Source organism: Streptomyces sp. NPDC058964 (genome assembly GCF_042741275.1).
GTDB lineage: Bacteria > Actinomycetota > Actinomycetes > Streptomycetales > Streptomycetaceae > Streptomyces.
The window spans coordinates 1-10,417 of the sequence record NZ_JBHYKH010000048.1; the positions used below are offsets into that span (position 1 = coordinate 1).

The 10,417-nt window shown below is 72.3% G+C and carries 10 protein-coding genes; 6 read left to right on the forward strand and 4 right to left on the reverse strand.

The window, feature by feature from the left end:
- The first annotated feature begins 144 nt into the window (after positions 1-144).
- On the forward strand, positions 145-333 hold the full coding sequence (locus tag ACFW2E_RS09060) for a hypothetical protein (protein WP_384463642.1): 189 nt from the start codon (positions 145-147) through the stop codon (positions 331-333).
- Positions 334-419: 86 nt separating this feature from the next.
- Here ACFW2E_RS09060 and ACFW2E_RS09065 read toward each other — a convergent pair whose 3' ends face one another.
- Positions 420-1,181: a phosphoglyceromutase gene (locus tag ACFW2E_RS09065; protein ID WP_384463645.1), complete on the reverse strand. Its 762-nt coding sequence runs from the start codon at positions 1,179-1,181 to the stop codon at positions 420-422.
- 177 nt (positions 1,182-1,358) lie between these two features.
- On the opposite strand from ACFW2E_RS09065, the gene ACFW2E_RS09070 reads away from it, so the two are divergent.
- Positions 1,359-2,612 (forward strand): MDR family MFS transporter, encoded by a 1,254-nt coding sequence (locus tag ACFW2E_RS09070; protein ID WP_384463648.1) that lies wholly within the window; start codon positions 1,359-1,361, stop codon positions 2,610-2,612.
- Between the two features lie 221 nt (positions 2,613-2,833).
- Here ACFW2E_RS09070 and ACFW2E_RS09075 read toward each other — a convergent pair whose 3' ends face one another.
- Positions 2,834-3,259, reverse strand: coding sequence for a DUF2000 family protein (locus ACFW2E_RS09075; RefSeq protein WP_384463651.1), 426 nt, complete (start codon positions 3,257-3,259; stop codon positions 2,834-2,836).
- A gap of 50 nt (positions 3,260-3,309) precedes the next feature.
- On the opposite strand from ACFW2E_RS09075, the gene ACFW2E_RS09080 reads away from it, so the two are divergent.
- Positions 3,310-4,107 carry an AraC family transcriptional regulator gene (locus ACFW2E_RS09080; RefSeq protein ID WP_384463654.1) on the forward strand — a complete coding sequence of 266 codons (798 nt, stop codon included), beginning with the start codon at positions 3,310-3,312 and terminating at the stop codon, positions 4,105-4,107.
- A gap of 387 nt (positions 4,108-4,494) precedes the next feature.
- On the opposite strand, the gene ACFW2E_RS09085 is transcribed toward ACFW2E_RS09080, so the two are convergent.
- Together ACFW2E_RS09085 and mshA are read right to left on the reverse strand one after the other, a co-directional pair.
- The gene (locus ACFW2E_RS09085) at positions 4,495-5,004 is read right to left on the reverse strand and encodes a YbjN domain-containing protein (RefSeq protein ID WP_384463656.1); all 510 of its coding nucleotides are present in this window, start codon (positions 5,002-5,004) and stop codon (positions 4,495-4,497) included.
- The gene (gene mshA, locus ACFW2E_RS09090; protein ID WP_384463659.1) at positions 4,997-6,373 is read right to left on the reverse strand and encodes a D-inositol-3-phosphate glycosyltransferase; all 1,377 of its coding nucleotides are present in this window, start codon (positions 6,371-6,373) and stop codon (positions 4,997-4,999) included. The genes ACFW2E_RS09085 and mshA overlap by 8 nt, the downstream gene beginning before the upstream one ends.
- Before the next feature lie 249 nt (positions 6,374-6,622).
- Here mshA and ACFW2E_RS09095 point away from each other — a divergent pair, with 249 nt between their 5' ends.
- From ACFW2E_RS09095 to ACFW2E_RS09105, 3 genes are all read left to right on the forward strand, one after another.
- Entirely contained in the window at positions 6,623-7,408 is a 786-nt protein-coding gene (locus ACFW2E_RS09095) for a class I SAM-dependent methyltransferase (protein ID WP_384463662.1), read from the forward strand.
- Positions 7,409-7,622: 214 nt separating this feature from the next.
- Positions 7,623-8,708, forward strand: a complete 1,086-nt coding sequence (locus ACFW2E_RS09100) for an NlpC/P60 family protein (RefSeq protein ID WP_384463665.1) — start codon at positions 7,623-7,625, stop codon at positions 8,706-8,708.
- A gap of 293 nt (positions 8,709-9,001) precedes the next feature.
- Positions 9,002-10,312: a PP2C family protein-serine/threonine phosphatase gene (locus ACFW2E_RS09105; RefSeq protein WP_384463668.1), complete on the forward strand. Its 1,311-nt coding sequence runs from the start codon at positions 9,002-9,004 to the stop codon at positions 10,310-10,312.
- Positions 10,313-10,417: the final 105 nt, after the last annotated feature.

Here is a 10,417-nt window from a genome sequence, read left to right on the forward strand (position 1 = left end):
TTAACAAACGCCATGCGGTGAGGATTTATGACACCCGCCTCCGAGGGTGTATGTTCAACATACACAAATCGGGGAGAGGCCGCCGGTCCTGGGGCGGCCTCTCCTTTCCATGGGATCGATTATTGCCTAGAGATGGAGCAACAGATGACCCACATGGAGAAGGCCATGGTGCCACGCCGAGGCCTCCGCATCGACCTCACCCTCCGCTCCCTGCCGTCCCCGCTCATCGGTCTCGGCGGCGCTTGGCTGGGTGTCCGGGCCGGCGCTGACGAATCCGTCGTCGCCCTGGCGGCGCTCCTCGTCGCGGTCCGCGTGAGCATCCGCCGAATCTGAGCCCGACGGCCCGGACACGGCCCCAGCACACAGAAGAGCCCCCTCCTGCCAACAAAACCGCAGGTAGGGGGCTTCTTCGGTCTGGGTTACTTCTTCTTGCCCTGGTTCTTGACCGCCTCGATGGCCGCCGCGGCCGCCTCCGGGTCGAGGTACTGGCCGCCGGGGGTGACCGGCTTGAAGTCGGCGTCGAGTTCGTAGAAGAGCGGGATGCCCGTCGGGATGTTCAGGCCCGCGATGTCGGCGTCGGAGATGCCGTCCAGATGCTTGACCAGGGCGCGGAGGCTGTTGCCGTGGGCGGCGACCAGGACCGTGCGGCCGGCGAGCAGGTCCGGGACGATGCCGTCGTACCAGTACGGGAGCATGCGGACGACGACGTCCTTCAGGCACTCCGTGCGCGGGCGCAGCTCCGGCGGGATCGTCGCGTAGCGCGCGTCGTTCGCCTGGGAGAACTCGGAGTCGTCGGACAGCGGCGGGGGCGGGGTGTCGTACGAGCGGCGCCAGAGCATGAACTGCTCCTCGCCGAACTCGGCCAGCGTCGCCGCCTTGTCCTTGCCCTGGAGGGCGCCGTAGTGGCGCTCGTTCAGGCGCCAGCTGCGGTGGACGGGGATCCAGTGGCGGTCGGCGGCCTCGAGGGCCAGCTGCGCCGTGCGGATCGCGCGCTTCTGGAGGGACGTGTGGACCACGTCGGGCAGCAGGCCGGCGTCCTTCAGCAGCTCACCGCCGCGGACCGCCTCCTTCTCGCCCTTCTCGTTGAGGTTGACGTCCACCCAGCCGGTGAACAGGTTCTTCGCGTTCCACTCGCTCTCGCCGTGGCGGAGGAGGATCAGCTTGTACGGTGCGTCGGCCATGCCTCAGAGCGTAATCCACGTATTCGGACCCTCGCTCGAGTGCCCGAAGGCCGGACGGTTGACGGCATCTGTTAATCGAGTGGCCCGGATGAGCGCCCCCTTGTAAGTTGCGCATGGCCGATGAGGCGCTTACACGACGCACGTACCCGCACACCTGTCGAACCTGGGGGATTCCGCATGTCACTCGCCGCCCTGAGACGCGCCGGCCGCGAAACCGTCTCCGGTCTCCCCCGCGAGTTCTGGTGGCTGTGGACCAGCACCCTGGTCAACCGGCTCGGTGCCTTCGTCGCCACCTTCATGGCGCTCTACCTCACGCTGGACCGCGGGTACTCGGCCTCGTACGCCGGTCTCGTCGCCTCCCTGCACGGGCTCGGCGGGGTCGTCTCCTCGCTGGGGGGCGGAGTGATGGCCGACCGGCTCGGCAGGCGGCCCACCCTGCTGATCGCGCAGAGCGCCACCGCCGGGTCCGTGGCGCTGCTCGGCTTCATGCACGACCCCGTCGCCATCGCCGCCGTCGCCTTCCTCGTCGGCATGGCCTCCAACGCCTCCCGGCCCGCCGTGCAGGCGATGATGGCCGACATCGTCCGGCCCGAGGACCGGGTGCGGGCGTTCTCGCTGAACTACTGGGCGATCAACCTCGGCTTCGCCGTCTCCTCCATGGCGGCCGGTTTCATCGCGGAGTTCAGCTATCTCGCCGGGTTCCTCATCGAGGCCGGGATGACCCTGGCGTGCGCGGTCGTCGTCTTCCTCAAGCTGCCCGAGTCGCGGCCCACGGCCACGGCCAAGCAGGCGCAGGCGGACGTCAGCCTCAAGACGGTGCTGCGCGACGGGCGGTACATGGCCGTCGTCGGGCTGTCCTTCCTCGTCGCCCTCGTCTTCCAGCAGGGCTCGGTGGGCCTGCCGGTGGCCATGGGCCGGGCCGGGTTCTCGCCCGCCGACTACGGCATGGCCATCGCCGTCAACGGCATCCTGATCGTCGCCCTCCAGATCCCGGTCACCCGCTTCATCGAGCACCGCGATCCGCGCCGGCTCCTGGTCGTCTCCTCCGTCCTCGCGGGGTACGGCTTCGGGCTCACCGCCTTCGCCGGGTCGGTCGGCGTCTTCGCGCTCACGGTGTGCGTGTGGACGCTCGCCGAGATCGTCAACGCGCCGACGCAGACCGGGCTCGTCGTCCGGCTCTCGCCCGTGCACGGGCGCGGCCGCTACCAGGGCATGTACACACTGTCGTGGTCCGTCGCCTCGCTGGTCGCGCCGCTCATGTCGGGCGCGGTCATCGACCGGTTCGGGGCCGAGTGGCTGTGGGGGATGTGCGCGGTCGTGGGAACGATGGCCGGCGTCGGCTACGGCGTCCTCATGCGGAGGCTGCCGCAGGAGCCCGCACCGGCCCCCGCGGTTCCGGCCGGCGCCGAGCCCGAGGTCCGGGCGGCGTGAGGTGCCGGAGAACCGGGAGTGTCCGCTGTGCGCGGCCCGCACCAGCCACGCCGGGTACTCCCTGACCAGGGCGGAGGACGGCCGAAGGCTCTGCGAGCCCTGCTCTGCTGCGCCTCGGACCACCTGGGGTCGACACGCGACGACCAGCCGGACGCGCCGCTCGAGCCCTGCCCTCACCCCAGCCTGTTCGGGCGCTGAGACCGTCGTCCGGCCCGGGCGCCTCACGGATGCATCCGCGCCCCCTTCAGCACCTTGTCCACCGCGTTGCGCGGGCCGTACACGGCGAGGCCCACGACGTCGAGGCCTGCCGTCGCCACCGCCCGCACGGCCGCTCGGTTGTCCCGGTCGTTGCCGGTGCCGAAGAGGTCCGAGGTGAAGACCGCGCGCGGCAGGGCGCGGTCGAGCGCGCGGGTGTGGGCCGCGGCCAGGGTCTCCTTGGTGCCCTCGAAGACCAGCACCGGCTGGCGGAACATCGGCAGGTAGGGGACGCCGTCCGCGTCCTCGTAGGGCTCTCCGATCGCCTCGGGCACCTGTGTGCCCAGGCCGCTGACCAGGAACGCGGTGACGTTGAGGCGCTGCCAGGACTCCAGGTCCTCGCGCAGCAGGACAGCGATCTTGGTGTCGAAACGCACGGGTTGCTGACTCATGCCCCCGATCCTGCCGACGGTCGTACGACCCCGTCTTGTACGTTGTTTGCATGGCCGCCCAGCCGGAAGTCTCCGCCTGGCGCCCGCGTGTCCCGGGTGTCGTGGAGGTGTTCCACGCGCACTTCACCGAGTACGCCTACCCGATGCACGTCCACGAGGCGTGGACGCTGCTCATCGTCGACGACGGGGCCGTACGGTACGACCTCGACCGGCACGAGCACGGCACCCCGCACGACACGGTCTCGCTGCTTCCGCCGCACGTGCCGCACAACGGGTCCCCGGCCACCCCGCACGGCTTCCGCAAGCGCGTCCTCTACCTCGACGCCTCCCGCCTCGGGGAGGAGCTCATCGGCCCGGCGGTCGACGGGCCCGACCTACGGGACCCGGTGCTGCGGCTGCGTGTCGGCCAGTTGCACGGCGCGCTCGCGCACCCCGGCGACGAGCTGGAGGCCGAGAGCAGACTGACCCTCGTCGGCGAACGGCTGCGCGCCCATCTGAGTCCCAGGCCGGCGGCGACCGGCCCCCTGCGCGACCCCGCCCTCGCCCGCGCGCTGCGCGAACTGCTCGACGAGCGCGTCACCGAGGGCCTCGCGCTCGAGGAGGCGGCACGGCTGCTGCACGCCCATCCCGCCCATCTGGTCCGGGCGTTCAGCCGCGCCTGGGGCATCGCGCCCCACCAGTACCTGATGTCCCGCCGCGTCGAGCGGGCCCGCCGGCTGCTCCTGGACGGGCGGGCGCCGGGTGAGGTGGCGTCGGCGACCGGGTTCTACGACCAGGCCCATCTCACGCGGCACTTCAAGAAGCTGGTGGGCGTGACTCCGGGCCGCTACCGGCTCAGCGCCCGCTGAGCCTCGTACAGGTCGTGCGGGCGCACGGCGTCCGTCGTGCCGTGGAGCGCCCGGCGGGAGCGGAGGCCGCCGGTGAAGTCGGGGACGTCGGGTGAAGTCGGGGACGTCGATCCGGTCGGACTCGGTGACCGTGTTGCGGCCGTGCACCGCCTGCCCTTCCGGCGGCGGCCACGGCACGGTTGATCGCGGGGGCGCGGTCGGTGGTGCCGTCCGCGACGGCGCCGAAGACCGTCACGTCGGTCCTGCGGGCGAACTCCCGCCGGAGGGCTGGGGCTTCCGCGGCCGTGGCCGCTCCCGCCGCCGTGCCCGCCGCCGCTCCGCACGCCACGGCGATGGCCCCGCCGAGCAGAGTCCGTCTCGTGAGGTGCGCCTTGCCCGGTCGGTGGCTCAGTCGGCCGGGCGCTGGATCAGATTCGTGAACGCGTCCAGGTTCCGCGTCGATTCGCCGCGCGCCACTCGCCAGGCGTACTCCTTGCGGATCGCGGAGGCGAACCCGAGCTCCAGGAGGGTGTTGAAACTGCCGTCCGCGGCCTCCAGGACCTGGCCGAGGAGCCGGTCGATCTCGTCGCCGGTGACCGAGCCCAGGGACAGGCGGGCGGTGACGTAGATGTCGCCCAGCCGGTCCACGGCGTAACTCACGCCGTACAGCTTGAGGTTGCGCTCCAGCAGCCACCGGTGGACGGCCGCCTCGTTCTCGTCGGGATGGCGGATCACGAAGGCGTTCAGGGAGAGGGAGTGACGGCCGACGAGGAGCGAGACGGTCGTCGAGAGCTTGCGGGTGCCGGGCAGCTTGACGACGTAGTTGCCGGGTTCGGGGCTCTCCCAGTCGAGTTCGGCGTCCTTGAGGGCCCCCTCGATGACCTGCGCCGCCCGCTGCTGCTGTGAAGCCTCACCCATGGGGCGAGCGTACGCGACGGCGGTGGGCCTGGGTCGCGGCCGTGTAGACGTCGGCGGTGGCGGCGGCCGCGGTGTCCCAGCCGAAGGACTGGGCGTGCCGGGCGGCGGCGGCGCCCATGCTGTCCGCCAGGGACGGCTCGTCGGCGAAACGGCGCAGCACGCGCGCGTAGTCGGCCGGATCGTGGCCCCGGACCAGGAATCCGGTCTTGCCGTCCCGCACGGCCACCGGGAGCCCGCCGACCGAGGCGGCAAGTACCGGCGTTCCGGCCGCCTGGGCCTCTATGGCGACCAGGCCGAACGACTCGCTGTAGGAGGGCATGACGAGTACGGACGCGGCCCGGAACCAGTCCGCGAGCTGCTCCTGCCCGACCGGCGGCCGGAACCGCACGACGTCGGCGATGCCGAGCCGTGCGGCGAGCTTCTGCAGGCCCTCGGGTTTGGCGAGGCCGCTGCCGCTGGGGCCGCCGACGACCGGCACGAGCATCCTCGAGCGCAGGTCCGGGCGCTCCGCGAGGAGGGCGGCGACGGCGCGCAGCAGCACGTCGGGGGCCTTGAGGGGCTGGATACGGCCCGCGAAGAGCGGGATCAGGGCGTCCTGCGGGAGGCCGAGGCGGGCGCGGGCCGCGGCGCGGGCGGTCGTGGGCCCTCCCGGCCGCAGCGTGCCGGAGGTCTTGGGGAAGGGGCGGAACCGGTCGAGGTTGACGCCGGGGTGGACCACGGCGACCTTGGCGGGGTCGGCGGCGTAGTGCCGTACGAGTTCGTCGGCCTCCTCGGCCGTGTTGGCGATCAGCCGGTCGGCGGCCGCGACGATCTGGGTCTCGCCGATGACGCGGGCGGCGGGCTCGGGGGTGTCGCCGTCGGCCAGGTTGGCGTTCTTGACCTTGGCCATGGTGTGCATGGCGTGCACCAGGGGGACGCCCCAGCGCTGGGCGGCGAGCCAGCCGACGTGGCCGGAGAGCCAGTAGTGGGAGTGCACGAGGTCGTAGTGGCCGGGGCGGTGGCCGGCCCAGGCCTGCATCACACCGTGCGTGAAGGCGCACAGCTGGGCCGGGAGGTCCTCCTTGGCCAGGCCCTCGTAGGGGCCCGCGTCGACGTGCCGGACGAGGACGCCCGGGGCGAGCTCGACGGCCGGCTCGAGGCCGCCCGCCGTGGCCCGGGTGAAGATCTCGACCTCGATGTTGATCGCGGCCAGGCGCTGCGCGAGCTCCACGATGTAGACGTTCATGCCGCCGGCGTCGCCGGTTCCGGGCTGGTGGAGCGGTGAGGTGTGCACGGAGAGCATGGCGACGCGGCGGGGCCTGCGGTGCAGCCTCAGCCGCGGGGGTGCCGCCGGAGAGCGACGCCCGAGCCTGCTGACGTACTGGCTCACGTGGCGTTCCTCCTCGCTGCGGGCATGCCGGTGGGAGGACCTGGGGCACCCTCCAAGGGGGTGCAACATCGGAGGAAGCGGCTCCATTTCCCGATCGTGGAGCTTTGCCGAATCATTACCCTCAGTCGCTCAACCGTTCGATGACGGGATGCGTTCCCCGGCACGGGCCCGCATACCCTCGTACGTATGACAGTCCGCACAGCCACCCTCCCCCACTCTCGGCTTCGCTCGAGCGGGGGCACCCCCATCGTGGGAACGGTGACGCGCGGGACGACCAACCCCAACCGCCTGCGGCGCATGGACCGCTGGATCGCGGTCACGCACGGCGCCGAACTGCGGCGGGCCGCCGACCCCGTGGCGATCGACCTGGGGTACGGGGCGGCACCCTGGACGGCCGTCGAACTGCTCGGCCGGCTGCGCACCGCGGCCCCTCGCGCACGCGTGGTCGGTGTAGAGATCGAACCGGCCCGGGTCACGGCGGCGAAGCCCCACGAACGCGAGGGGCTGGCCTTCCGGCACGGCGGCTTCGAGATCCCCGTCCCCCAGCGGCCGTACCTCATCCGTGCCGCCAACGTGCTGCGGCAGTACGACGAGAGCGAGGTCGCCGCCGTATGGGAGCGGCTGTGCGCCCGGCTCGCACCGGCCGGACCCGGCACCGGCGGGGGGCTGCTCGTCGAGGGGACCTGCGACGAGATCGGGCGCCGGCACGTCTGGGTCGCGCTCGGGCCCGAAGGGCCCCGCACGGTCACCTTCGCCACCCGCCTGGGGTCCCTCGAGCGGCCGTCCGACCTCGCAGAACGCCTCCCCAAGGCGCTCATCCACCGCAACGTCCCGGGCGAACCGGTGCACGCCTTCCTGCGCGACTTCGACCGCGCGTGGGCGGCCGCCGCGCCCTACGCCTCCTACGGCGCCCGCCAGCGCTGGATCCGCGCGGTGCGGGACCTGACGGCCGACTGGCCGGTGACGGACTCGCCGACGCGGTGGCGGCAGGGCGAAGTGACGGTCGCCTGGGGCGCGTTGGCGCCTCGCGACTGACCCGGAACACCTCCCGGGACCGGCCCCTGCCGCCTCTGGGCCGAAGGGAACGATCTTCATGCGCCGTTCGTCACAACGGCGGGAGATCGTCATGCCCGGAAGTGAAAGCGGGCAGGACCCACCGGGTACGGCCTCTGTCGTTTTGCGCCACGGCATGGCACGATCCCCGGGCGACCGTAAGTTACTGACGGGAAATCAGTTTGGGGGACGGGGTATGGGGACGGGCAAGCGCGGCCTGATCACGGCGGCCGTGACCGTGGTCTGCGCGGTGACCGTACTGGCGGCACCCGGCACGGCGTTCGCGGCCCCGACGCCGACACCCACCGCCTCGGCGACACCCACGGCCCGTCCGACTCTCCCGCCGAACAAGGACCTCGAGGCCGTCCGCGAGAAGCTGGACAAGCTCTACCACGACGCGGCCGTCGCCACCGACGAGTACAACGCGGCCGAGGAGAAGGCCCGCAAGCAGTCCGCCGAGATCGTCGAGCTGGCGAAGAAGATCGTCGCCGGCCAGAAGAAGCTGGACGACCTCAAGGACCGCGCGGGCGCCGCGGCCCGCGCCCAGTACCGCACGGGCGGACTGCCGCCCGCGGCCCAGCTGATGCTGAGCGACGACCCGGGGCAGTTCCTGGACGGCGCGGGCCGGGTGCTCCAGGGCCAGCGGGCGACCAAGGGCCTGATCGGGGAAATGACCCGCACCCAGGAGGACTTGAAGCTGTACGCGGCGGACGCCTCCGACCGGTGGGACAAGCTCGAGGCCAACCGCAAGGCCAAGGCGGCCGCCAGGAAGAAGGTGAAGCAGCAGATCGCCGCCGCCGAGAAGCTCCAGTCACAGCTGGAGAAGAAGGAGAAGGAGCGCCTCGCCGAGCTGGAGCAGGAGGCGGCCCTCAAGGCGCAGACCGACTGGCTGGACACCGGCATCCTCAAGGAGATCAACGGCAAGGCCTCCGAGCAGGGCAAGAAGGCGGTCGAGTTCGCGACGGCCCAGATAGGAAAGCCGTACGTGTGGGGCGCGGAGGGACCCAAGTCGTACGACTGCTCGGGTCTGACCTCACAGGCCTGGGCGAACGCCGGCCACCCCATCCCACGCACCTCGCAGGAGCAGTGGAAGCAGCTCAAGCACGTGGACGTCAAGGACATGCGGCCCGGCGATCTCATCATCTACTTCGACGACGCGAGCCATGTGGCGATGTACGTGGGCGACGGCGCCATCATCCACGCCCCGCGCCCCGGACGGACGGTGACGCTCGCCGGGGCGGGCGAAATGCCCATTCTGGGCGTGGTGCGGCCGGACGCCTGAGCCCGGACGCCGGCTCCGCAGCGCCGTTCACGCGGCTTCGTGACGCAGGCCATGTGACCCAGTGCACGGCCAACGGCCTTCCAAACCCGGGCCGGACGTGACCTTCGTCATCCCTGTTCACCCGCCGTCCTGTCCAACTCCGGTAGGGATCGCGGCATATGACAGAGGTCTGCCGCCGGGCGAGGCGGCGCACACCATTCCGTTGCGGTGGCCTGTACCGCTATGGTCCCCGTCGGTGGGTCGAGGTCCCTCGCCCCGCCGCGCCCTCGGGGGGAGGGAAGGAACCCAACAAGATGCCCGTGCCCGTACCGCGGCAGAGAGCGATCCCGGCCGTGGAGAGTGGTCAGGCGCAGGCCGCGTCCACAGGCGGCCCCCTCATGGAAGAGGCCAACCGCACCGAAGCCGCCACCAACACGAACACCGCGGCCGGCACCACTCTCACCCTGCTGCTGATCGAGGACGATCCGGCCGCCTCGCCGATCGTGCCCGAGCTGCTCGACCCGGCCGGCAAGCCGATCCGCGTCCGCACCGCCCGCAACCTCACCGAGGCCGGACGGCTGCTCACCGACGACGTCCACTGCATCCTGCTCGACCTGGCGCTCCCGGCCCCCGGCCGGGCGGGTGACGCCGACGACGAGCTGGCCGTGCTCAAGCACGTGCTGGAGCTCGCGCCCCGGCACGCCGTCCTCGCGCTCACCGCGTCCGGTGACGCCGAGCGCGGCGCCGAGGCCGTGCGCGTGGGCGCCCAGGACTACCTCTTCCGTGACGAACTGGACGGACGTCTGCTGAGCCGCGCCATCCGGTACGCCGTGGAGCGCAAGCGCTCCGACACGGCCGAGCGACGCCTGGCCGAGGGCCGGGTGCGCGCCCAGGAGAACCGCCGCCTGGAGCGCGGGCTGCTGCCGACGCCCCTCCTGGAGGGCTCGTCGCTGCGCTTCGCCGCCCGCTACCGCCCCGGTCGCTCGCGCGCGCTGCTCGGCGGCGACTTCTACGACACCGTGCGCACGCCCGACGGCACCGTGCACGCCATGATCGGCGACGTCTGCGGGCACGGCCCGGACGAGGCCGCGCTCGGCGTGGAGCTGCGCATCGCGTGGCGCGCGCTGACGCTGGCCGGGCTGTGCGGTGACGAGCTGCTCGGCACGCTGCAGGAGGTCCTGGAGCACGAGCGGTCGGACGAGGAGATCTTCGCGACCCTGTGCACGGTGGACATCTCCCCCGACGGCCGCCGGGCCGGCCTGTGCCTGGCCGGTCACCCGTCGCCGCTGATCGCCCGGCCCGGCCGGCCCGCGGAGCTGCTCCCGTACGACAACAACGGCCCCGCGCTCGGCCTGGTCCCCGGGGCTCGCTGGCCGCGCATGCAGGTGGAGCTGGGCGCCGAGTGGAGCCTGATGCTCTACACCGACGGCCTGATCGAGGGCCGCGTCGGCGCGGGCGGGGAGCGTCTGGGCCAGGACGGCATGGTCGAGATGGTCCGCCGCCAGCTCGCCGCCGGGCTGCGCGGCGAGGATCTGCTGAGGTCCGCGGTCCACGAGGTCCGCGAGCTCAACGGCGGGGAGCTGACGGACGACGTGGCGGTGGTCCTGCTGGACCGGATGCCGTGAGGGCTCCGGTCGGGGGGGGGCCGGGGGGGAGCCGTGGGCGGGGCCCCGGGGGGGCGGGGCGCTGGGGGGGGCGGGGGGGGGCGGGGGGCGCGGCTCGCGCTGTCG